We start from the raw sequence: 22953 nt of genomic DNA on the forward strand, positions 1-22953 counted from the left end.
TCAGCGCCGGGCCCGCGGCTCCGGCCGCGCCACGGCCTCCGGCGGCAGGATGCCGGACAGGCCGAAATCGAACAGGCGCAGCACGTCGAGGCGGTCCAGCTGCGCGAAGAGTTCCACCTCCACCCCGCCGCCCTCGCTGACGCGCACCGTGCCGACGGGAAGCCCGGCCGGGAAGGCTCCGGCCTCTGCGCTGGTGACGACGCGGTCGCCGTCGCGCGGCGGCGTTCCTTCCGGCCAGTGCTGCAGGCGCGGGCGGCTGCCATTGGTGCCCGTCATCATCGCCCGCGCGCGCGAGGCTTCGGTCACGACGGGGATGCGGCTGTTGATGTCTGTCGCGAGCAGGACGCGCGCCGAGCGGCTGCCTACCTCCGTCACGCGGCCCACGAAGCCGCGCTCGTCCAGCGCGACCTGGCCCTTGCGGACAGCGTGGTTCGGCCCCGCCCCGAGCAGCACGGCGCGGGCATAGGTGCCGCCCGCATCGGCGACGACGCGCGCGGTGCGGAAGGCGGGGGACGGATCGGGCACCCAGGAAAGCTGGCGGCGCAGCAGCGCGTTCTCGGCCTCCAGCGCCAGGGCCGCCGCCTGCCAGCGGCGCAGGCGCTCATTGTCGTCGCGCAGCCGGGCATTCTCGGCGCGGAGGTTCCACAGCGCGTCGGCCTCGCGCAGCCCGCCGCGCACCGCCTGCACCGGCTCCTGCACCGCCGCCCAGATCGGCGAAAGGGCGTCGGCCAGCGTCATGCGCGCGCGCTCCACCAGCAGCGCGTCGGCCTTGCCGAGCAGCATGGTCCCGAAGGCGGCGGCGATCAGCACGGGCAAGGACAGCCGCGCGAGCGCCTGGCGCGAGGGGATGGAAAGTCGGATCAAGGCTCCCCCGAATTCAGCCTGGGCCGCAGCCTGGCCGAGCCTGCCTTAATACATCGAGGACAGGACCTGGCGAAGCTTCTTGATCTCCTCCAGGGCGCGGCCCGTTCCCAGGGCGACGCAGTTCAGCGGCGCCTCGGCGACCACCACGGGAAGGCCGGTGGCGTCGCGCAGGACCTCGTCCAGGCGGTAGAGCTGGGCGCCGCCGCCGGTCAGCACGATGCCCTTGTCCACGATGTCGGCGGCCAGTTCGGGCGGAGTGTTCTCCAGCGCCACCTTCACCCCGTCCACGATCTGGCTGACCGGCTCGCTCAGCGCGTAGGCGATCTCGCGCTGGCTCACCACCACCTCGCGCGGGACGCCGTTCATCAGGTCTCGGCCCTTCACCTCGGTCAGCGGGCCGTCGTCGCCTTCCGGCGGCTGGGCGGCGGCGCCGATCTCCATCTTGATCCGCTCGGCCGAGCTTTCGCCGATCAGCAGGTTGTGGGTGCGGCGGATGTAGGAGATCACCGCCTCGTCCATCTTGTCGCCACCGACGCGGACGGAGCGGGCATAGACGATGCCGCCCAGCGAGATCACCGCCACCTCGGTCGTGCCGCCGCCGATGTCCACCACCATGGAGCCGGAGGGCTCCGTCACGGGAAGCCCGGCGCCGATCGCCGCAGCCATCGGCTCCTCGATCAGCAGGACCTTGCGGGCACCCGCGCTCTCCGCGCTTTCCTGGATGGCGCGCCGCTCCACCGCCGTGCTGCCGGAGGGCACGCAGACGATGATCATCGGCGAGGCGAAGGAGCGGCGGTTGTGCACCTTGCGGATGAAGTGCTTGATCATCTCCTCCGCCACCTCGAAATCGGCGATCACGCCGTCGCGCAGCGGACGGATCGCGGCGATGTTCCCGGGCGTGCGGCCCAGCATCTGCTTCGCCTCCTCGCCCACAGCCAGCACCTGCTTGCGGCCGCGATGATCGGCGATCGCCACGACCGACGGCTCGTTCAGCACGATGCCCCGCCCCTTCACGTAGACCAGCGTGTTGGCCGTGCCGAGGTCGATGGCCATGTCGGCGGAGAGGAAGCCGAACAGGCGAGAGAACATGCGCGAGGAACCTTCCGGGCGGGAGGGAGGGAGGGGATGCGCGGCTGCCTATACCCTCGCGCCCCGACCGGCAAGGCGGTGGAATCCGAGGGTTGCGGTCAGACCGAGGAAAGGATGGCCGGCTCCAGCCCCGGCGACTTCGCGGACGGATGGGACGGGTTGCGGAAGCGCAACTCCCCTTCCGGCGCGGCGCCGGGCAGGCCCAGCATCTCGTGCCGCGTCGCGCAGGTCACGGCGACGACGCGCTTCGCCTCCTCCGTGGTGAGGAAGCGGCGGCACTCGCCTTCCAGCTCCAGCGAGACGCAAAGGTCGCGCCACTCGGCGCCGTCCAGGTCATCCAGGAACAGGGACAGGATGCCGGGCTGGCGGCCGGTGAGTCGGGTCCAGGCGGCATCGCGCAGGTGGCGCGCGGCGGCGGCGGCGACCTCGTTCCCCTGACCGGCCCGCGCGGCCATCACCAGCACGCTGCCCGATTGCGCGTCGCCGGTGACGGCAAGATGCGCCTCGGCGCCGAATTGCTGCCGCAGCCGCTCGGGCAGGGCGCCGGCCGCCTGGGCGCCGGCCAGCACCAGCGGGTCCAGCTTCAGCAGAACGTCCGCCTCGGAGTGATGGCGCTTCTCGGTGGCCAGCATGGCGGCAATGCGCTCATGCAGCGCGGCGATGCCGCCTGGCTCCGCCAGGCCCTCGGGCAGGGTCATCTTCAGCACGTAGCGGCCCGGATGGGCGGCGAGCCAAGTCTGGAGTTCCGGGTTCACCCGGTCCACCAGCGCGGCGAAGACGCCCTTGTGCACGGGGCGCCCTGCCTCGGCGGAGAGCGTCTCGCAGGCCACCTCGGCCACCGCATGCTCCCGCCGCACCAGCAGGTCGTAGGAAGCGCCGAAGAGCAGCCCGTCATGCCGCACCTCGAAGCCGCGCGCGCGAAAGGTGGCGGCAGTGCGGAGAAGGTGCAGCAGGGGCACCAGCGTCCCCGCCCCTTCCAGCCCGCCCTGGATCATCGCACGCAGGCGGCGGCGCGGCTCCTCCTCCAGCGCCGCGTCCAGCGCAACCGCCTCACCCGCCAGCGCGGCGAGGCGCTGCTCGGCGGGGGTGGCGGGACGGCGGGCGGAAAGCCGGGCAAGGGTCAGTTCCAGCGCGTGACGCCGCTGCGCCGCCCGCGCCGCGAGCGTCCCGGAGCGCATGCGTGCCGCCAGTTCCGCCATCCGGGCGCGCCAGCGTTCGCTTCCCGCCAGAGGGAGGAACGCATCCAGCGAAGCGCCTTCGGAAGCCGCGTCGGCGAGGGGCATGGGGCTCTCGTTCAGAAATTTCGGCAGGTGCCGCGCAGCGGCTCCTTTCGGAAGCATACAATCCCTTCCGCCCCCGATTCAATCCCGAGTTTTCTAGTCAGGCATTTTCGCGGGGCAGGCGCGGCTGGCCCGGCGCGTCCGGGTTCTGGGCACGGTGGCGCAGGAGGTGGTCGGCCAGGACGCAGGCCAGCATCGCCTCGCCCACCGGCACGGCGCGGATGCCGACGCAGGGGTCATGCCTTCCCACCGTCCGAAGCTCGGTCTCCTCACCCTCGACCGTCACGGCCCGGCGCGGCGTGAGGATGGAGGAGGTCGGCTTCACCGCGAAGCGCGCCACGATGGGCTGGCCGGTGGAGATCCCGCCCAGCACCCCGCCCGCGTGATTGGCCAGGAACTCCACCGTGCCGTCCTGGCGCATCCGCATCTCGTCCGCATTTTCCTCGCCCGCGAGCGATGCCGCCGCGAAGCCGTCGCCAATCTCGACGCCCTTCACCGCGTTGATGCCCATCAGCGCGGCCGCGATCTCCGCATCCAGCTTGCCGTAGAGCGGCGCGCCGAGCCCAGGGGGCACGCCTTCGGCCACCAACTCGATCACGGCGCCCAGGCTGCTGCCGGCCTTACGCGTGGCGTTCAGCAGGTCCTCCCAGCGCGCGGCGGTCGCGGCATCGGGGCACCAGAAGGGGTTGCGGCGGGTTTCCTCCCAATCCCAGCGCGCACGGTCCACGCGATCAGCGCCGATCTGGACCAGGGCACCACGGATGGTGACGCCGGGGCCGATCACGCGCCGCGCGATGGCGCCGGCTGCGACGCGCATCGCCGTCTCCCGCGCGCTGGACCGCCCGCCGCCGCGATAGTCGCGCACCCCGTATTTCAGGTGATAGGCGATGTCGGCATGGCCCGGCCGGAAGCTGCGCGCGATCTCCCCGTAATCCTTGGAGCGCTGGTCCTTGTTCCCGATCTCCAGCGCGATGGGGGTGCCGGTGGTCCGCCCCTCGAACACGCCGGACAGGATGCGGACGGCATCCAGCTCGCGGCGCTGGGTGACGTGGCGGGAGGTGCCGGGGCGGCGCGCGTCCAGGAAAGGCTGGATGTCGGCCTCCGCGAGCGGCAAGCCCGGCGGGCAGCCATCCACCACGCAGCCAATGGCCGGGCCGTGGCTCTCGCCCCAGGTGGTGACGCGGAACAAATGGCCGAAGCTGTTGTGCGACATGGCCCGCCGGGCTTACCCGCTCCGGCAAAGCTCCGCCAGACGGGCGGCGAGCGCCGCCGCCTCGCCCGCGATGGCGACGCGCTTGATGCGCGCCGTGTCGCCGGCGAGGAGGGTGACCGCGGAGGGACGCACCCCCAGAGCCTTCGCGAGGAGGCGCATCACCGCCTCGTTGGCCGCGCCCTCAACGGGCGGGGCGGCGACGCGCAGTCGCAGCAGTGGCGCTCCGTCCGGCCCTGCCGCGACGCCTTCCACCGCGTCGCGCCGCGCGCCAGGAGTGACCCGCAGCGCGACGACGATGCCCTCGGGCGTTTCCCGCCAGGGCGGCGTCACAGATCCCAGGGTGCGCGTCGCGCCTCGATGCGCGCGTCCAGCCGCGTGACGCCGATGTCGCGCAGGATGTGGTCGTCCAGCTCGTCCAGCGTCTGGCGCGTGCGAAACGCGCGCAGCATCAGCATCAGCGCCTGGCCCCAGGGGCGCGCCGGCCGGCGCATTGGCCGGAACAAGGCGGCGGGGTGCAGATGGGCGCTCATGACGGGACTCCTTTTCGTTTTCCGTGCGACACAGAAAGTCCCTTATTGGCACCCATCAGTCCAACGACTAATAATGAATGCCATCATCAGCCAGGTTGATGGGCCATGCTCCCTTCCGGTCTCGATCCCGACCTCCTTCGCTCCTTCGTGCTGATCGCGCAGGGCGAGAGCGTCACTGCCACCGCGCGCAAGGTGGGGCGCACGCAATCCGCCGTTTCCATGCAGATGCGGCGACTGGAGGACATCCTCGGCGAGGCCCTGCTGAGGCGCGACGCGCGCGGCCTGCACCCCACCGACAAGGGACTGTGGCTGCTGGAACGGGCGCGCACCCTGCTGGCGTTGAATGAGGAGATCATCACCGAGTTCCGCGCCGCGCCCATCACCGGGCAGGTCTGCCTCGGCTCGCCTGATGACTACACGGTGCAGTGGCTGCCGGGCATCCTCGCCACCTTCGCCCGCACCCATCCGGGCATCGAAGTGGACGTGCTGTGCATGTCGAGCGAGGAACTGGCGCAGCGCCTGGCCGGGGAGCGGCTGGACCTTGCACTGCTGACCGAAGGCCATGGGCGCGAGGGCGAGGAAATCTGGCGCGGGCCGTTGCGCTGGGTCGGCCCGGCCGGCGCGCAGCTTCATCGGCGCGACCCCGTGCCGCTGGCCCTCGCACGGCCAGGCTGCACCTGGCGTTCCGCCGCCGTCTCGGCGCTGGGACAGGCGGGGCGGCGGGTGCGCGTCACCTACAACAGCACGACGCAGTCAGGCTGCTTCGCCGTGGCCTTGGCCGGCCTGGCGCTGACCGTCTCCACCCCCACGCGCCTGCCGCCCGGCCTGTGCTGGATGGGCGAGGTGGAGGATCTGCCGCCTCTTCCCGAGATGGGCATCCAGCTGGCCCTTTCCGACCGGCTTCGCGCCCGGCCGCGCCTGCCGGAGGGCGTCGCCGCCCTGGCCCAGGCGATCCGCGAAGGTTTCGCGCCCAGTTGATCCACCACAGCGGAGGATTATTCGCCGCCCTCCTCAACCTTAGCCTTCCCAAAACGTCTTGCCTTCAAAGCGTTACCAGAATGGAGACACGCGCATATCGGGAAGCATCATCCAGGGCACCAACTTGCCGGATACTATCCGCCCCGGCTTCGTTTCGGGCGGGGTCACTGGCGGGCAGCCTGGTGATGGCAACGACACCATCTTCGGCAGGGGCGGCTTCGACGCCATTTCGGGCGGCGGCGGCAACGACCTGATCTCCGGCGGCGACGGCGACGACAGCCTGGATGGCGGACCCGGCGACGACCGCGTCCAGGGCGATGCGGGCAGCGACATCCTGCGCAGCGGACGCGGCAACGACACGCTGGACGGCGGCGAAGGCTTCGACACCGCGGACTACACCAGCGACGAGGACCCGACGCAGGCCGGCTTCCGCGGGGTGATCGTCAACCTCTCCGCCTCCTCCGTCATCTGGAACGGCGAAACCGTCGCCAGCAAGTGCGCCCTGGACAATTGGGGCAACACGGACGTGCTGATCGGGGTGGAGGCCGCGCGTGGCACGGTGCGCGCGGACTACCTGGTCGGCAGCACGAGCGACAACTTCCTTGATGGCTGGGGCGGCAACGACACGCTGATCGGCGGCAGCGGCGATGACGCGCTGCGCGGCGGCAGCGGCAACGACACGCTGGATGGCGGCGAAGGGACGGACCTCGCCGACTACACGATTATCTACGACTCCAGCGGCTTCGGCACGGCAGGCGCGATCGTGAACCTTTCTGCCGCGTCCGTGTCGGTGCGCGGCCAGACCGTCGCGGCGCGCAGCGCAATCGACAATTGGGGCGGGCGCGACACGCTGATCTCGATCGAGAACGTGACCGGCACCCAGTTCGGCGATGTCCTGATCGGCGATGAGGGCGCGAACGTCATCATCGGCAATGGCGGCAACGACACCGTCTACGGCAATGGCGGCAACGACATCCTCGTCGGCGGGACGGGCGCCAACACGCTGGTGGGCGGCTCTGGCGACGACGTGTACTTCGTTTCCAGCCTCTCCGCCCTCGTGGTCGAGGAGGCGGGCGCCGGCACCAACTTCCTGTGGTCGCTGGTCGATGGCTTCGTGGTGCCGCTGCATGTCGAGGTCGCGGCGCTGGGCGGCACGGCCCGGCTGATCACCGCCTCCAACGGCGGCATGCAGCTTTTTGCCAATGCGAGCTTCGCCTCCACCCTGATCGGCGCAAACGGCAACGACACGCTCAACGGTTCCGCCTTCGACGACACGCTTTCGGGCGGTGGCGGCAACGACGTGATCTACGGCAATGGCGGCGCCGACATGATGATCGGCGGTGCGGGCGATGACATCTTCGTGGTTTCCGATCCCGCTGCCCGCATCACGGAACTTGCCGGTCAGGGCGTCGACATCGCCGTGCTGGACGGCAACTTCGCCTTCGCCCTCGACGCGCATGTCGAGTTCGGCCTGCTGATCAACGACGCGCATATCCTGTCCGCCTCCGACACCGGCTCCACGCTGGTGAATTTCGGCAACCTCGCGGCCACGCTCACGGGCGGGGCCGGCAACGATACGCTGTTCGGCAGCGCGATCGGTGGCGAGACCCTTGTCGGCGGGGCGGGCAACGACACGCTCGTCGGTGGCGGAGGGGCGGATACCCTGATCGGCGGCACGGGCGACGATACCTACACCATTCAGGATGCGGGCGACGTCGTGATCGAGCAGCCCGGCGAGGGCAACGACATTGCCTTCGTCCACGTCAATGGCTGGACCGTGCCCCTGGGTCTGGAAGTTGCCCAGCTGGTGGGCCTCGCCACCCAGCTGTCGGGCGGCGCGGGCAGCCAGGCGCTGGTGGGCAACGTGGACTTCGCCTCCACCCTGGATGGCGGGGCGGGCGACGACACGCTGATCGGCACCAGCCTCGCCGACCGGCTGCGCGGCGGTACGGGCAACGACGTCATCGTCTCGGGCGGGGGCGCGGACCAGCTGATCTTCGACACGCCGAACTGGGGCGCGGACAACGTCTTCGGCCTCGTCGCCGGCTCCGGCTTCGGGGTGGATCTGCGCGGCTCGGGCGTTTCCAGCCTCGCTGCTGTCAGCATCACTGCCTTTGACGGAGGCGCACTGCTTAACTCGGCCCAGGGCTCCATCGGCTTCTTCGGCCTCACCACCCAGCAGGTGCAGGACGCGCTGATCCTCTGATCAGACCAAAGGGGGACGCACCACAAGGCGCGTCCCCTCGACCGAGGTCACCACAACCGCCTCACCCACCACGGGTGGGGCGAGGCCGGGTTCCGGCATCGCCTCCCATTCGCTGTCGCCGAGCCGCACGCGCATCCCGGCCGAGGCGGATGCGGCGACGGTGCCGACACGCCCCACCAGCCCGTCGCCGGGCCGGTTCACAGCGGGCGGCGGGGCCTCGCGCTGGATCCACAACCCCGCCCCCACCGACAGGCCGAGAAACGCCACGAAGGTCCCGGCCAGCTCGATCCAATCCATCGGGTTCAGGTGCACGACCAGCGCCGTCGCCAGGGTGGCGAGGCCGATCCACAGCAGCAGCACGCCGGGCACCAGCAACTCCGCGCCCAGCAGGATGAGCCCGAGTGTGCCGAGAAGGGCGGAAGTCCCCATCGCGTTCAGCCCTTGCGCGCGGCGTCGACGAGTTGCATCGCCTGCGCGATGCCGCCCGCGAGCGAGGCGCTTTCCATCGGCACGAGGATCAGCTTGCTGGTCGGGTTGCCCACCACTTGGCCGAAGGCCTCCACGTATTTCTGTGCGACGAAGTAGTTCAGGGCCTGCGCGCCGGCTCCTTGCGCGGCCTGCGCCACCATCGCGGTCGCCTTCGCCTCCGCTTCCGCCAAGCGCTCGCGTGCCTCCGCATCCAGCCGCGCGGCCTGAAGCCGGCCCTCGGCGGCCAGGATCTCCGCCTGCTTCTCGCCCTCGGCGCGCTGGATCTCCGCCTGCCGCTCGCCTTCGGCGCGGGCGACGGTGGCGCGGCGCTCACGCTCGGCGGTCATCTGCAGGTTCATTGCGCGCACGAGGTTCTCCGGCGGCTCCACCTTGCGCAGCTCCACGCGGCTCACCTTCACGCCCCACGGGTCCGTCGCGCCGTCCAGGATGTTGAGGAGCGAGGTGTTGATGCGCTCGCGCCCCGACAGCGTGCCATCCAATGCCATCTCGCCGATCACGGAGCGGATGTTGGTCATGGCGAGCGCCGTCAGCGCGCCTTCGAGGTTCTGCACCGCATAGGCCGCCTTCTCCGGCACCATGACGCGGTAATAGACAATGCCGTCCACCCCCACCGTCGCGTTGTCGGCGGTGATCACCGACTGTTCGGGAATGTCGAGCACCGTCTCCATCACGTTCAGCTTGCGCCCGACCTGATCGATGTAGGGGACGAGGAAGTTCAGCCCCGGGCTGAGCGAGCGGGTGAAGCGCCCGAAGCGCTCTACCGTCCAGATCTGGCCCTGGGGGACGGTGCGCACCCCCATGGCGACGGTGAGCACGGCCAGTACCACCAAGGCCACAAGGAACAGGTCGAGCAACGACATCTGCGCTTTCCTCCAGATTTCTCTCCTTGTATGGTAGCGTGGCGCAGCAGTGGAAAGCACGTGACGACTGCGGAGTCGTGAACGCATCCACGTGGGCAGGCTCCGCGTTGGTTCCACATGCGGATCGCCCCAGCCCTCCTCCTCATCCTGGCCGCACTCCCCTCCTGCCGTGAGGAGGAGCGCTCGCCGACCAGCGCCGAGGCGCCGCAGGCGCGCGTCGTTGCGGCCACGCAGGCGGTCGAGGCGCCGCTGCGCGCCCGGCTGCGCGCGGAGGCGGAGCCGCAGCAGCGCGGCGTGCAGGTCTTCGCGCAGGCCGCGCCGGCGACCTATGCGGTGTGCGGCCGCGCCAGCGCCTCCCAGGCTTCCGCCGATCCGTTGATTCCCTATGTGGGCGTCGTGACCTTCGAGGGAGCGGAGGCGCGCCTCGCGAGCCTCGCCGTCGGGACGAGCGGCGCCGAGGCCACGCGCGTCTTCCTGGAGATGGTGGATCGCTGCTTCGAAGGCGGCGGCCCTGCCCCGGGTCCGACCCGCATGACGATGCGCGCCATTCCGCCCGTCCCGAACGGCGTCATGCCGGCTGAGCGGCCCACGGGCAACGCGACCCTGGTTTCGACCGCCAGTGCCGCCACCGATCCGGCGCCGCGCCAGCGCCTGACCGTCGTCACCTCCTCGCGCACCGGGGCCAATCTGCGCCACACGCCGCGCGGCGAGGTGCTGCGGACCGTGCCGCGTTCCTCCACGCTGGAAGTGCTGGGCGAGGCACCGGGCGGTTGGTACCAGGTCGGCGAGAATGGCGAGGCCTTCGGCTGGGTGCACGCCTCCGTCCTCGAATCCGGCCCGCGCTGAGCGGCGCCGGCTCAGCCCGGAATCGCTTCCTTCGTCGCATCCTCGCCGGCCGTGGCGAGGACCCGGGAAAGCGGCACGGTGACCACGCATTCCAGCCCACCGGGATCCCAGCGGCGCTCGACCCGCCCTTCCAGCTGGCCCTCCGCCATCGCCTCGATCACCCGTGAGCCGAAGCCCCGGTGCGCGGGCGACGCGGCGACGGCGGGGCCGCCGCTTTCGGTCCAGCGCAGCCGCAGCATCCCCTCGCCCTCTCCCTCGTCCACCTGCCATTGCACCTGCACCAGCCCGCCCCGGTGCGACAGGGCGCCGTACTTGGTGGCGTTGGTCGCAAGCTCATGCAGGATGAGCGAGAAGCCCTGCGCCGCCTCCGCCGCCACCAGCAGCTTCGCTCCCGACAATTCGGCGCGCGGCGACGCGTCGGGGCCGGTCGCCTCCGCTCCGATGAAAGGCTCCAGCTCCCCCTCGGCAAGGGTGCGGAGATCGGCGCCTGCCCAGCGCGCATCCGCCAGCAGCGTGTGGGTGCGCGACATGCTGCTCACCCGCCCCTCGATGGCGCGCGCATAGGTCGTGACGTCATCGCGCGGCGTCAGCCGCACCGCCGCCAGCACCACGGCCAGGGCGTTCTTGGCGCGGTGGTCCACCTCGCGAGCGAGGAGGCGCTGCCGTTCCTCGGCCAGCTTGCGCTCGTTCACGTCCTCCGCCACGCCGCGGACGGACAGGGCCGCGCCGCGCCGCACGTCGCGGCTGAGCACCGCACCATGGACCGAGACCCAGCGCCAGGACAGGTCGGCGGCGCGGACGCGGTGCTCGGTCCGGATCTCGCCGCCTTCGCCGGAGCGAAGCGCGCGGGTGAAGGCGTCGCGCGCGGCGGGCGCGTCGTCGGGATGGATGCGCGCGAGCCACGCCTCCAGCGTCATCCCGGCACGCGGCCGCGCCGCCTCGCCCATGATCTCGGCCATGCGCGCGGACCAGGTGCAGAGCCCCGAAGGCGCGTCCAGTTCCCAGGCGCCCAACCGCGCCCCCTCGATGGCGAGGCGCGCGCTTTCCTCGCTGGCGCGAAGCTCCACCTCCATGGCGCGGTGCGCGGACACGTCGGTCAGCGCCTCCACCACGGCGACGGGTTGGCCGTCCGGCCCGCGCCGCAGCGCCTTGTGGGCATTGACCACCAGCGCCCTTCCGTCGCGGCGGCGCTGCCGCAGGTCCCCCTGCCACACTCCATCGCGCAGCAGCGCCGCCTCGATCTCCGCCCGAGGCTGCGGGAAGCTCGTGCCCAGCAGCGTGTGGGTGTCGCGGCCCCGCGCCTCCCCCGCGCTCCAGCCATAAAGGCGGTGGCAGCCCTCCGACCAGGACAGGATGCGCCCCTCCATGTCGCGCGTGAGGAAAGAGGCGAGGTCCAGCGTGGCAACGAGTTCCTGCAGACGCTCCTCGCCCTTGCGCAGGGCCGCGGTGCGCCGCTCCACCCGCATTTCCAGTTCTGCGTTCGCGGCAACCAGGGCGCGCTGCTTGCGCCCCACCAGCAGTGCCATCCAGGCGAGTCCGAAGGTCGCGGGCAGCGCCGCGGCGAGCAGGGGCAGCACCCCGCTGAACCAGCGGCGCACGACGGAGGCGCGCGGCCGCGCGGCGGTGGCATAGACCGGGTATCCGTCCACCCGATGGAAGGCGGCGATGCGTGTCACCCCATCCAGAGTGGATGCGGCGGTCACGGCCAGGTGCTCCTCGCCCTGCGCCATGCGCGGGAGGGCCGGATGGCTGGACTGGATGCGCGCGCCGGGCGCGACGGGGGCGGAGCGCGCCAGCACCAACCCGTCGGCGCGGACCAATGCGATCACGTCCTCCGCATGATTCGAGGCGAGGCGCCGCAATCGCGCATCGAGTTCCTCGACATAGACCGAGGCATTGATCACCCCATCATATTCTTCGGGCGGCAGGCCATTTCCCGTGCCGACGCGCCGCTTGGTCAGCGCGAAATAGGGGCGGCGCGTGCTGAGCCCGAAATGGACCTGGCTGACATGGATGCGCGGCGCGTCCGGGCCGCGCAGCGCCGAGTTGAAATCGCGATTCGGCAGCGCTCGCCCCACAAAGGCCGGAAGCACGGCACTCGAAACCAGCGGCACGGCGCCGCGGTCATGCACGAAGATGTAGGCTTCCTGTTCCGTCGCGTCGCCAGGCTGCATGGAGGCGGGGCTGCGCAGCCGGCCGTGCAGCTCGGCCTCGCGGCGGCGAATCTCCTCGTCCGGAAGGCCGGCCAGGATCTCGTTCGCCCGATGGATCCGCAGCACCAAACCGTCGAACAGGCGCTGCACGTACTCCGCCGACACCTCCGCGGCATGGGCCACCTCGCGCTCCGCCTCGCGCCGAGCCTGGATCCAGGAAATCCAGGCTCCGCCGGCCGTGAGGAGCATCGGCAGCAGGAGCGCCGCCCAGAAAAGCGCCCGCGCATGGCCCGCCAGGGCGGCCGACGCTGGACTGTCAGGCTGATTCATGCGTCCCTCGCGGCGTGCCTGACCATGCCGAAATCCTACGGCAGATGCGACCCATTTGCCACGCCGCAAGGCTGACGCCATGAAACGCCCAACGGTGCTGCGACCTTCAACCTTTCGTGGCGTTGGAAGCTCGTGAGCACCGCCACCCTCCCCATGCCGCCCATCCCCGTCCGCGCGACCTGGACCGCCTCGCTGCTTGTCCTGCTGCCAGCCCTGGCCGTGATGCTCCTCCTGTTCCGGGAGGAAGCGGTGACTGCCGTGCGGATCTGGACCAGTTCCACCGCCTACAACCACGGCTACGTGGTGCTGCCCATCGCGGCCTGGATGGCCTGGGAAAGGCGGGAAAGGCTGCGGATCCACGCGCCCCGCCCCGCGCCTGCCTTCGGGCTGCTCGCTATCCCGCTGGTCCTGGCATGGCTGGTCGCGGAGAGGTTGGGCATCATGGAAGGGCGGCAACTCACGGCGCTCGCGCTGTGCCTGCTCCTGGTGCCGGTGGTGCTGGGCTGGCGCCTCGCCCTCGCCTTCGCGGGACCCCTCGCCTTTCTTGTGTTCCTGGTGCCCTTCGGCGAATGGGCCGTCCCGGCGCTGCAGGCGATGGCCGCGTGGCTGGTGGATATCGGCCTCGATCTCGCCCGCATCCCGCATCACGTGGACGCGCTGATGATCGAGACCCCCTCGGGATCCTTCTATGTCGCCGAGGCGTGCGCCGGGCTGCGCTTCATGGTGGCGACCCTGGCCTTCGGCGCGGTCTATGCGCTGACCATGTTCCGCTCCCCAGGGCGGCGGATCGTCGTGCTGGCCCTGTCGCTCATCATCCCGGTGCTGGCCAATGCCGTGCGCATCGTCGGGCTGATCGTGCTGGCCGAGTTGCAGGGCTCCGCGGCCTCGGTCGCCGCGGACCACATCCTCTATGGCTGGTTCTTCTTCCTGGTGGTGATCGTGCTGGTGCTGCTGGTCGGCCTGCCCTTCCGCGAGGCGCCGGCGCGCCATGCCATCCCGGCCACGCCGCCGGTGGCGCAGCCGCGCCCGCTGGCGCTGGCTCTGGGCACCGTCCTGGTGGTCGCGCCGGTTTTGGTGGCCACCGCCGCCGCCGCCCGCCTCGAAGGACTGGGCGCCGGCGCGCCTTCGACGCAGTCCCTGCCCCTGCAGGCGATGCCCGGATGCGAGCTGGATGGCGAGGCCTTGCGCTGCCCGGGCGGCGTGATGTCGGCGCGGATGCTGGTCTTCCCGCCCACGGCGGAATGGGATGGCGTGGCGCGCGAACGCCGCACGGCCCTGGGCGCAGTGGAGGACCAGGACCTCACCTTCGACATCGCGACCGGATCGGTGCGCTGGCGTGCCCGCCAGCCGCATGATTCCGCCGACGTGCTGGTGGCGGTGGCCTTCCTGGACGGGCGCCCGGCTGGCGATGGCATCCGCAGCCGCGCCCGCCAGGCGCTGCGCGCCCTGCGCGACACAGGCGACGGCCGACCGGTGATTGCGGTGGTGCATTGGCGCGGGGAGCCGGGCAGCGACCCCTCGCGCGGCCGCGCCTGGCTGCGTGAGGTGATGGAGACCCAGGGCGAGGCGCTGGCCGCCCGGCCCATCGCCCTGTCGCGCGGGGAGTAGCCCTCCCCGCCGTCGCGAGCGGCGTCACGGCTCCGCGTCTGCGTCCTTCAGCGATCCGTAAAGCGGGGTGCGTCACGGCGTGGGTCTGCTTTCGCGCAGGCAGGCTTTCGCTGACCGATGATCCGGGCTGCCGGACGCGCTCCAAGCCATCGCGCGACGCGGATCACCAAGACAGCACGGCCAACGATCAAAGGTGCCAGTCGCTCCCCGGGTGGTGGGAGGGGTGCGAGGCGTCGAAGCCCATCTCGGCGGTGGCGAAGGGCGGCCCATGATGGGGCTTGCCGGCCGGGTGCGGCTCACTTGCGAGCATATCGAGAGCCTGCTCCCCCGAGTTCGGTCCATGCAGCGCCGCCTGCGACTTGGACCCCCCGCCCGCCAGGACGATGCCGAGATCAGCCTGCTTATCCGCCTTGCCCTTGCTCCCCAGATCGACATTCGTCGCGGCGCCGCCGGGAATCTCGGGCAGCACGAGCGTGAGCATGGGCTCGGAATCCTTCGCCTGCGGCTTGCCATGCGCCTGGCCCGGCCCATCGTCCGCTGCCTGCGGAAGCGAGGCGGGAGGCGCGTCGTCCTTCGCGGCCTGTCCCTTTCCCTTGCCCGTCTCGGCCGGCCCAGGCTTGAGGTGGATCGTATGCGGTGACACGCCCGGGAGATCCGCGCCCTTCTCCCCCGACACCTCTTGCGGCTTGCCCGATGGTGCGGCCTCGCCCGGGTGAGGGGTCTCCGTCGGCTTGCCATGCGCCTTGCCCGGCCGTGCGGCCTCCAGCGCGGCGGGGGTGTGCGCCGGCGCCTTCTCGGATTGCTGCCCGATCCCCTTTCCCGCCGGGCCGCTCCCTGCGACCTCCGGAAGGAGCGGGTCGAGCGTGGCAGCGAGGGGGAGCGCCTTCTCCGCCTGCTTGTCGTGCTTGTCTTGCCCTTTGCCCGGCAGGTCTTCCACCGCCAAGGGCGTGGCGAGCGCGGCCGGGAAAGCAAGCACTTTCTCTACCACTGGCTTGTCGTGCGGCTTGCCCGGCCCGTCTTCCGCCAGTCCCGGCGGCTGCTTGGCCTCGAGGACCAGGGGACCACCACCCTTCGACGGCTCGGGCCTGTCGTGCTTTGCGTGGCCAGGCGGTACAAACAACCCGACTTCGAGACCCGGCAGCGAGACGCTGATCGGGGTCTGGTCCGCAGCCTCCTTTGCCATCTGATTCTCGTGCGCCCGGCCGGGCCGGACCTCCGCCCGATCGGCCGCCGCTTCGGCCCGGTGGCCGGCCCCCTTGTGCGGCGGGGACACCGCGTCGGGCAGGACGATCGCTACGATCGGAAGCATTGGGATGGGATCGGCGCCCTTCCCGTTGCCAGCACCAAGCGCCTTGCCTGGCGGAGTGGCCGCCTGAACCGTCGGCTCCAGCCATGGAAGCGGGGCGGCCATCGGACGCGCCGGACCGGCATCGCCCTGTCCGGGGTGTGAAACAGAAGGGACGGGAACAGGCAGGGCGATGGAAGGCGGGGCGGCGTCACGCGGGTGCCCGCCGCTCGTGGGCTCCGGCGAGGGTCCTGGCCTCGGCAAGATTTCCGGCAAGCCGCCGGCCGGCTCGACTGCCGAGCCGCGGGGCTGCTCGAAGGCCTCGGCCTGGAGGTGCGGACGCCAGTCCGTCCCCTCGGGCTCCGGGGCTGGACGGGGCTGGGCTTTCGGCGCGGCGCCTGGGGCCTCGACGTGCGGGAGGACGGGGGCGTGGGGTCCGGCCGTGTTGCGATCGACCTGCAGCGCCACCTGGCCGGAGACACCGTCGAACGCCGACTGCGCCGACAGCGGAAAATTCACGTGGAACTCCATCGCGTCCGGCCCCGGCCCACCGCTGCCAAGCGGGGCGCGCCGTGCGGCGCCGTTCAACGCATCGGCACTCCAGGAGGCGCCCTGGCCGCCCATCCACTCCTGGTCCGGCGCCAGTGCGGCCATGTCCTGGGCCGTCGCCATCATGGGAGCGAGCAGCGAAACGGCGCCCATGCCCTGGCCCGCCCGAAAGGAGGCCGCCTGGCCCGCACCGGCCTCCGGCAGGAGCGAGGACGCGACGCGCAGGTATTCCGGGCCGCCCACGCCGGCCAAGGCGCCCTCGATGGAATTCGGGCGTGGCCGGGTCGAGCCGGCGGCCTTCTTTCTCTGGTTGTCTTCCGTCTTGCCTGATGCCGCCTGCTTCTCCGCGTCCGGGTCTTCCTCGAGGAACGGCTCGTCGAGCTCCGTCAGCCGCGCTTCTTCGTCCAGCAGGATGGGTGCGACGGGTTCGGCGCGGGGTGCCGGGCCAGGAGCGGGGAGACCGAACGGCATGGCCTGCGCAGGGCGGTCCGAAAGGGTCACGTGGAGGTCGGGAAGCGGGTCGAGGCCCAGCGGCTCGGGCATATCCAGGCCCTTGGCGCGCAATGCAGCAGGAGACATGGCACTCCCTTCGCTGGGGCCGTCCCGCGCCCCCCTGCCATGGAACAGTGCCAGGGCATGGAGGTTTCGCCAACATTGCATGCGTACGGAATTATTCCTGGTCGGTGCGCAGCAGGCCCATCAGCGCCTCCGGCCTGCGCACCGCCCCCGAGCCTTGCCCCTTAGCGATCCGACCCGGCGGTCAGTCGCCTTCGAGCCGCGCGATGTCCTCGTCCGAAAGCCCGAAATGGTGGCCGATCTCGTGGATCAGCACGTTGCGGACGAGGCGGAACAGATCCTCCCCCGTCTCGATCCATTCAAGGAGGATGGGCTCGCGGTAGAGATGGATCGTGTCCGGCTCAGAGGGCGCGTCCAGGCTGGATTTCGCGGTCAGCGGAACGCCGCGATAGAGGCCCGTCAGCTCCCAGGGGCTGTCGAGGCCCATCGCCTCCACCACATCCTCCTCGGCCACGTCCTCGACGATGATCGCGGCACCCTGCACCATGCGGCGCAGTTCCTCCGGAATGGCGGCAAGGGCGTCCTCGGCCATTTCCAGGATGTCCTCGACGGAAGGGGGCGTGGTGGGGCGCATGCCCCTTTAAGGCACGGAGACGCGCGATGGTCGAGAAGCTGGACGAGGCGGCGCGGGCTGCCCTGCCGGGCACCCTGCCGGAGTGGGACATGGTGGAAGGCCGCGACGCCATCCGCCGCCGCTTCCGCTTCCGCGACTTTTCCGAGGCTTGGGGCTTCATGGCGCGCGTTGCCCTGCTGGCCGAGGCGCAGGACCACCATCCGGAATGGTCCAATGTCTGGAACAAGGTCGAGATCGTGCTGACCACCCATGATGCGGACGGGCTGTCAGAACGCGACCTTCGCCTGGCGCGCAGCATCGACGAGCTGCTGCAGGGGGCAGCGCCGCAAGGCTGACCGCGCGCCCACGGCGCGGAATGGGGCGGGCTACACGATGCATTAATCAGCGCGTCGGCAGCTTGCGTCATCGCTCTTGGAAGATCCCGACCATGCTCGATCTCACACGTCGCGCGGCGCGCGTGCCGATCTCGGCGCGCATCCACTTCACCACCCTCGCCGCCGTGATCGGCCTGATGGCGCTCGTCGCCGTCGAGGTCACGGGCTGCATGCGCGACCTCGAGGAGGGTCGCGTCACGCTGCTGCGGGGGGGTCGTGACGGCGGCGAACAGCATCGCCGCCCGCTACCATGCCGAGGAACGTGCGGGGCGGTTGCCGGCGGCCGAGGCGCAGCGCCTCGCGCTCGATGCCATCCGGAGCCTCCGCTACGGCAGCGATGACTACGTCTGGGTGAACGACATGGCCTCCCGCATGGTCATGCTCCCTTTCCGGCCGGACCTCGATGGCCAGGACCTTTCGGAGTTCAAGGATCCGACCGGGCTTCGCCTCTTTGCCGCCTTCACGGACACGGTGCGGAGCCAGGGCGCCGGCGTCGTCGGCTATCGCTGGCCGCGCCCGGGGTCGGACCAGTCCGTCGCCGCGCCGGTCGAGAAGCTGTCCTTCGTACAGGGCTTCGCACCCTGGGGCTGGGTGCTCGGCCCCGGCGCCTATGTGGACGACCTTCGCGCCGAGCAATGGCGCGTGGCGCGGGAGGGCGCCGGTGTGACGCTCCTCGCCGCCCTCGTCGTCGGTCTGCTCGCCTGGCTCGTGGCGCGCGGCATCACCCGGCCGCTTGCGGCAACGACGCGCGCCACCGCCGCCATCGCCGCTGGCGCCCTCCATTCCCCGGTGCCGGGCGCCGAGCGCGGCGACGAACTCGGCGTGCTCGCGCGCGACCGAGGCACTGCGCGCCCAGGCCCTGGAGAAAGGGCGGCTGGAAGCGGCAGCGGGCGTCGAGCGCACGGCACGGGACCGACGGGCGGCGACGCTGGACCACCACACCCAGGATTTCGGCACTTCGATCTCGGGGGTGATAACGTCGCTCTCCGGCTCCGCCGAGGCGATGCGTCATGCGGCCATCGCCATGGCGGAGGTGGCCGAGCGCACCCACGGCCGCACGGCGCGCACGGTGGCGGGGGCCGAGGAATCCTCGCGCAACCTCGCCACCGTGGCCGCAGCGATGGAGGAGCTGAGCGCCAGCGTGGGCGAGGTGTCCCACCAGGTCGCCAAGGCGGCCTGCGCGGCCCGCGATGCCGTCGCCCGCGCGCAGGCCACCGACGCCACGGTGAGCGGCTTGTCCGAGGCGGCGGCCCGGATCGGCGAAGTGGTGCGCATGATCGGCGACATCGCGGGCCAGACCAACCTGCTGGCCCTGAACGCCACCATCGAGGCGGCACGGGCCGGTGAAGCAGGCAAGGGCTTCGCCGTGGTGGCGAGCGAGGTGAAGACGCTGGCTGCGCAGACCGCGAAGGCCATGGAGGAGATCTCCGCGCAGATCGCTGCGGTGCGCGGCGCGACGGAGGAGGCGGTGGGCGCGGTGCGCGAGGTGACCGCCGCGATCGGCCGGGTGGACGAGACGGCTGCCGCCATCGCCGCCGCGGTGGAGCAGCAGGGGGCCGCGACGCGCGCGATCGCGGCCAGCGTGCAGACCGTGGCGCGCACCACCGAGGAGGCGACCCACGCCATGCGGGAAGTGGCGGAAGTGGCCGAGGGCGCCGGCGCGTCGGGACGCAGCGTGCTGTCGGCCGCCGAGGACGTGGCCCGGATCTCCGGCACCTTGTGGGAGGAGGTGGACCGGTTCCTTTCGGCGGTCCGGTCGGACGGCGGCCAGTCCCACGCCGCCTAGCGCCGTAGGCGGTTGCGCCCGGGACGGGAACGGAACAAATAGCGGACATGGACGATGTTCTCTCCATTCCCGCCCGCACCGCCGCAGTCACCCGTGCGGCGCTGCGCCTGTGCCTCGCGCGCGCCTGGGCGCCGGTGCTGGAAGTGCCACTGCCCAATGGCCGCCGCGCCGACATCCTGGCGCTGCGCCCCGATGGCGGCTTCGCCATCATCGAGGTGAAATCCTGCGCCCGCGACTTCCTGAGCGACGGGAAATGGCCGGAGTACCGCGAGTTCTGCGACGAGATGCATTTCGCCGTGGACCTGGACTTCCCGCAGGAATTGCTGCCGGAGGATTGCGGGCTGTGGGTGAGCGACGGCTACGAGGCGACCTCCATCCGCGATTCCTTCCAGCACAAGATGGCCCCGGCGCGGCGCAAGGCCCTGACCCACCGCTTCGCCTGCGTCGCCGCCACGCGCCTCGCCGCCGAGGTGGACCCGGTGGGGGCCATGGAGCGCCGCGCGGCGCTGCTTTCCGACTGAGCGGGCGGCGGTGATCCTGTTCTTCTCCGCCGGCAGCCCCTACGCTTGGATCATCCGCATCCTGGCGCGGGAACGGGGCCTCGGGCTGGAGGAGCGGGAAGTGCCGCTGCGCGACCCGCAATCGCCGCTGCTGCCGCTGCACCCGGCCGGGCGCGTCCCGGCGCTGCTGGATGGCGAGGCGCTGATCGCGGAAACGCCGCTCATCCTCGCCCATCTCGGCTGGCTGCCGGCCGATGCGGCGGGGCGGGCCCGCCTGGGCCGGGCGCTGTCCCTTCTTGACGGCATTGCCGTGTGGAACCGCGAGCTGCGGCGCCCGCCGGAACTCCGCTCCCCCGCCGTGCTCGCGCTGGAGGAGGGGCGCGCCGCCCGCATCCTCGATGCGCTGGACCCAGCCGAGTTCGACCCGGCCTCCCCGGAGGGGACCGCCCTGCTCTGCACCCTCGGCTATGGAGAGCGGCGCCACCGCGTCTGGCGCTGGCGCGAAGGCCGGGGCAGATTGGCGGCGTGGTTCGATGACGCGGCGCGGCGCCCCGCCTTTGCGGAGACGCTTCCGCCCCTTTCCGGGATCTGAGCGAATGAGCAGCAACAGCGAGGCCATCTGGCGCCATGTCGAAGCGAAGCAGGAGGAGGCCATCGCCCTCTCCGATCGGGTCTGGGGCATGCCGGAGCTGGCCTATGCCGAGAGCCGCTCCGCCGCAGAGCACACCGCCTACCTGAAGGCCGAGGGCTTCCGCGTCACCGAGAACCTCGCCGAGATCCCGACCGCCATGATGGGCGAGGCGGGCGAGGAAGGCCCGGTCATCGCCATCCTGGGCGAGTTCGACGCCCTGCCCGGCCTGTCCAACGAGGCCGACGTGACCGAGCACCGCCCCATTCCGGGCGACGGCAACGGCCATGGCTGCGGCCACAACCTGCTGGGCGCCGCCTCGCTGCTAGCCGCCACGGCGGTGAAGGACTGGCTGGCCGCCAACGGCATCAAGGGCCGCGTGCGCTACTATGGCTGCCCGGCCGAGGAAGGCGGCGCCGCCAAGGGCTTCATGGCCCGCGCCGGGCTGTTCGACGACGTGGACATCGCCATCTCCTGGCACCCCTCCTCCTTTGCCGGGGTGAACGAGCCGCTGTCGCTCGCCAACACGCGCATCGACTTCACCTTCCACGGCCGCGCCAGCCACGCAGCCGCCTCGCCGCATCTGGGCCGCTCGGCGCTCGACGCGGTGGAGCTGATGAGCGTCGGCGTGAACTACCTGCGCGAGCACATCCCGCAGGAAAGCCGCATCCACTACGCCTATCTCGACGCAGGCGGCGTGGCGCCGAACGTGGTCCAAGCGCGCGCAAAGGTGCGCTACCTGATCCGCGCCGCCGACGTCGCCTCGCTGAACAAGCTGGTGGAGCGCGTCCGCAAGATCGGCGACGGCGCGGCACTGATGACCGAGACGCGCGTGGAGACGACCGTGATCTCCGCCGTGTCCAACCTGCTCGGCAACGACCCGCTGGAGCGGCTGATGCAGGACAATCTCGACCGCCTCGGCCCGCCGCCCTTCGATGCGGAGGACCGCAGGCGCGCCGCCGAGTTCCAGGCGACGCTGAGCGAGGAGGACATCGCCTCCGCCTTCCGCAAGGTGGGGCTGCCGCGCACGGATGCGCCGCTGACCGACCGCATCGTGCCGCTGGACAGCAAGCGCGCGCCGATGATCGGCTCGACCGACGTGGGCGACGTGTCCTGGGTGGTGCCGACCGTCCAGGCGCGCGGCGCGACGCACGCCATCGGCACGCCACTGCACTCCTGGCAGGCCACGGCGCAGGGCAAGCTGCCCCACGCACACAAGGGCCTGGTCCATGTCGCCAAGGTGATGGCCGGCACGGCGGTGGACCTGATCCAGCGCCCCGACGCGATCGCCGCGGCCAAGGCAGACCACAAGGAGCGTTCGAGCGGCGCCTATGTCAGCCCGCTGCCGGCGGACGCCAAGCCCGCCATCGGAATGTCGCTCGCGGTCTGATGATCGTCGCACGGGACGCCGCCTCCCTCCGGGGGGCGGTGGGCGGCTGGAAGGCCGCCGGGCAGCGCGTCGCGCTGGTGCCCACCATGGGCTATCTGCACGAGGGGCACTTGGCCCTCGTGCATCGCGCGCGGCAGCTCGCGCCGCGCGTCGTCGCCACGATCTTCGTGAACCCGACGCAGTTCGCGCCGCACGAGGATCTGGGCCGCTACCCGCGTGACGAGGCAGGCGATGCCGCGAAGCTGGAGGCGGCGGGGTGCGACCTGCTCTTCGCCCCGCCGGTGGAGGCGGTCTATCCGCCCGGCTTCAGCACCGCCATCACCATGCGCGGCCCGGCTGAAGACCTGGAGGGCGTCCACCGCCCGCAGATGTTCGGCGGCGTCGCCCTGGTCTGCACGCGCCTGTTCGGGCTGACCGGGGCCGATGTCGCCGTGTTCGGCGAGAAGGACTGGCAGCAGGTGATGGTGGTGCGGCAGGCCGTGTCCGACCTCGCCCTGCCCATCTCCATAGAAACCGTGCCGACGGTGCGGGCGGAGGACGGGCTCGCCCTTTCCTCCCGCAACGCCTACCTCAAGCCGGAGGAGCGGCGCGTGGCGCTTGCCCTCCATGCCGCGCTGGCGCGGGCGGCGGAACGGCTGCGCGGTGGCGCCACCGCCGCGGAGGCGACGGCGCAGGCCGAGCGCGAGTTGCTGGAGGCCGGGTTCCGGCAGGTGGACTACGTGGCCCTGCGCCGCGAATCCGACTTCGCGCCGATGGAGCGCGCCGGGGAGCCGGGTCGCCTCCTGGCTGCCGCCTGGCTCGGCCAGGTCCGCCTGATCGACAACCTGCCGCTCTGAACGAAGACG

General features: G+C 71.4%; 22 protein-coding genes and 1 pseudogene. 12 read left to right on the forward strand and 11 right to left on the reverse strand.

Annotation, left to right across the window (positions count from 1 at the left end; translation table 11 throughout):
• The 6 genes from mreC to OF850_RS06900 all read right to left on the reverse strand — a co-directional run bounded on the left by mreC (position 1) and on the right by OF850_RS06900 (position 4976).
• Positions 1-864 (reverse strand): rod shape-determining protein MreC, encoded by an 864-nt coding sequence (mreC, locus tag OF850_RS06875; protein WP_301589221.1) that lies wholly within the window; start codon positions 862-864, stop codon positions 1-3.
• A gap of 45 nt (positions 865-909) precedes the next feature.
• The gene (locus tag OF850_RS06880) at positions 910-1953 is read right to left on the reverse strand and encodes a rod shape-determining protein (RefSeq protein ID WP_301589223.1); all 1044 of its coding nucleotides are present in this window, start codon (positions 1951-1953) and stop codon (positions 910-912) included.
• A gap of 98 nt (positions 1954-2051) precedes the next feature.
• Entirely contained in the window at positions 2052-3236 is a 1185-nt protein-coding gene (locus OF850_RS06885; protein ID WP_301589225.1) for a hypothetical protein, read from the reverse strand.
• Between the two features lie 97 nt (positions 3237-3333).
• Positions 3334-4446 (reverse strand): chorismate synthase, encoded by a 1113-nt coding sequence (aroC, locus tag OF850_RS06890; protein ID WP_301589227.1) that lies wholly within the window; start codon positions 4444-4446, stop codon positions 3334-3336.
• Between the two features lie 12 nt (positions 4447-4458).
• On the reverse strand, positions 4459-4776 hold the full coding sequence (locus OF850_RS06895; RefSeq protein WP_301589229.1) for a DUF167 domain-containing protein: 318 nt from the start codon (positions 4774-4776) through the stop codon (positions 4459-4461).
• On the reverse strand, positions 4773-4976 hold the full coding sequence (locus tag OF850_RS06900; protein WP_301589230.1) for a DUF1127 domain-containing protein: 204 nt from the start codon (positions 4974-4976) through the stop codon (positions 4773-4775). Before OF850_RS06900 ends, OF850_RS06895 begins: the two co-directional genes overlap by 4 nt.
• Before the next feature lie 105 nt (positions 4977-5081).
• On the opposite strand from OF850_RS06900, the gene OF850_RS06905 reads away from it, so the two are divergent.
• Both OF850_RS06905 and OF850_RS06910 read left to right on the forward strand, forming a co-directional pair.
• Positions 5082-5954, forward strand: a complete 873-nt coding sequence (locus tag OF850_RS06905; protein ID WP_301589232.1) for a LysR substrate-binding domain-containing protein — start codon at positions 5082-5084, stop codon at positions 5952-5954.
• A gap of 124 nt (positions 5955-6078) precedes the next feature.
• On the forward strand, positions 6079-8160 hold the full coding sequence (locus OF850_RS06910; protein ID WP_301589233.1) for a beta strand repeat-containing protein: 2082 nt from the start codon (positions 6079-6081) through the stop codon (positions 8158-8160).
• Here the strand turns inward: OF850_RS06910 and OF850_RS06915 are convergent, their stop codons facing one another.
• Together OF850_RS06915 and OF850_RS06920 are read right to left on the reverse strand one after the other, a co-directional pair.
• Positions 8161-8589, reverse strand: a complete 429-nt coding sequence (locus OF850_RS06915) for an NfeD family protein (protein WP_301589234.1) — start codon at positions 8587-8589, stop codon at positions 8161-8163. It abuts the gene before it with no gap.
• Positions 8590-8594: 5 nt separating this feature from the next.
• Positions 8595-9509 carry an SPFH domain-containing protein gene (locus OF850_RS06920; protein WP_301589236.1) on the reverse strand — a complete coding sequence of 305 codons (915 nt, stop codon included), beginning with the start codon at positions 9507-9509 and terminating at the stop codon, positions 8595-8597.
• A 117-nt stretch (positions 9510-9626) separates the two neighbouring features.
• On the opposite strand from OF850_RS06920, the gene OF850_RS06925 reads away from it, so the two are divergent.
• Complete coding sequence (locus tag OF850_RS06925; RefSeq protein WP_301589237.1) at positions 9627-10355, forward strand: SH3 domain-containing protein; 729 nt, start codon at positions 9627-9629, stop codon at positions 10353-10355.
• 11 nt (positions 10356-10366) lie between these two features.
• Here the strand turns inward: OF850_RS06925 and OF850_RS06930 are convergent, their stop codons facing one another.
• The gene (locus OF850_RS06930) at positions 10367-12838 is read right to left on the reverse strand and encodes a PAS domain-containing protein (RefSeq protein ID WP_301589238.1); all 2472 of its coding nucleotides are present in this window, start codon (positions 12836-12838) and stop codon (positions 10367-10369) included.
• Between the two features lie 132 nt (positions 12839-12970).
• On the opposite strand from OF850_RS06930, the gene xrtA reads away from it, so the two are divergent.
• Complete coding sequence (gene xrtA / locus OF850_RS06935) at positions 12971-14446, forward strand: exosortase A (protein ID WP_301589239.1); 1476 nt, start codon at positions 12971-12973, stop codon at positions 14444-14446.
• Positions 14447-14633: 187 nt separating this feature from the next.
• Here the strand turns inward: xrtA and OF850_RS06940 are convergent, their stop codons facing one another.
• Positions 14634-16859: a hypothetical protein gene (locus OF850_RS06940; RefSeq protein ID WP_301589240.1), complete on the reverse strand. Its 2226-nt coding sequence runs from the start codon at positions 16857-16859 to the stop codon at positions 14634-14636.
• A 181-nt stretch (positions 16860-17040) separates the two neighbouring features.
• Positions 17041-17430: a metallopeptidase family protein gene (locus OF850_RS06945; protein ID WP_301589241.1), complete on the reverse strand. Its 390-nt coding sequence runs from the start codon at positions 17428-17430 to the stop codon at positions 17041-17043.
• Between the two features lie 26 nt (positions 17431-17456).
• Between OF850_RS06945 and OF850_RS06950 the strand changes: the two genes are divergently transcribed.
• The 8 genes and pseudogenes from OF850_RS06950 to panC all read left to right on the forward strand — a co-directional run bounded on the left by OF850_RS06950 (position 17457) and on the right by panC (position 22944).
• The gene (locus OF850_RS06950) at positions 17457-17765 is read left to right on the forward strand and encodes a 4a-hydroxytetrahydrobiopterin dehydratase (RefSeq protein ID WP_301589243.1); all 309 of its coding nucleotides are present in this window, start codon (positions 17457-17459) and stop codon (positions 17763-17765) included.
• Between the two features lie 92 nt (positions 17766-17857).
• Positions 17858-18145: a hypothetical protein gene (locus tag OF850_RS06955; RefSeq protein WP_301589245.1), complete on the forward strand. Its 288-nt coding sequence runs from the start codon at positions 17858-17860 to the stop codon at positions 18143-18145.
• Positions 18078-18578 (forward strand): annotated as a pseudogene (locus OF850_RS23640) (cache domain-containing protein); the annotation flags it as partial. The gene OF850_RS06955 and the pseudogene OF850_RS23640, both read left to right, overlap by 68 nt.
• Positions 18579-18924: 346 nt before the next feature.
• Positions 18925-19590 (forward strand): methyl-accepting chemotaxis protein, encoded by a 666-nt coding sequence (locus OF850_RS23645; protein ID WP_368044677.1) that lies wholly within the window; start codon positions 18925-18927, stop codon positions 19588-19590.
• A gap of 47 nt (positions 19591-19637) precedes the next feature.
• On the forward strand, positions 19638-20111 hold the full coding sequence (locus tag OF850_RS06965) for an MmcB family DNA repair protein (protein ID WP_301589247.1): 474 nt from the start codon (positions 19638-19640) through the stop codon (positions 20109-20111).
• A gap of 10 nt (positions 20112-20121) precedes the next feature.
• On the forward strand, positions 20122-20682 hold the full coding sequence (locus tag OF850_RS06970; RefSeq protein WP_301589249.1) for a glutathione S-transferase family protein: 561 nt from the start codon (positions 20122-20124) through the stop codon (positions 20680-20682).
• Between the two features lie 4 nt (positions 20683-20686).
• Positions 20687-22108 carry a M20 family metallopeptidase gene (locus OF850_RS06975; protein ID WP_301589251.1) on the forward strand — a complete coding sequence of 474 codons (1422 nt, stop codon included), beginning with the start codon at positions 20687-20689 and terminating at the stop codon, positions 22106-22108.
• Positions 22108-22944, forward strand: coding sequence for a pantoate--beta-alanine ligase (gene panC / locus OF850_RS06980; protein ID WP_301589252.1), 837 nt, complete (start codon positions 22108-22110; stop codon positions 22942-22944). The genes OF850_RS06975 and panC overlap by 1 nt, the downstream gene beginning before the upstream one ends.
• Positions 22945-22953 lie beyond the last annotated feature (9 nt).

Origin of the sequence: Sabulicella glaciei (assembly GCF_026183895.1) — a bacterium.
Classification (GTDB): Bacteria; Pseudomonadota; Alphaproteobacteria; order Acetobacterales; family Acetobacteraceae; genus Roseococcus; species Roseococcus glaciei.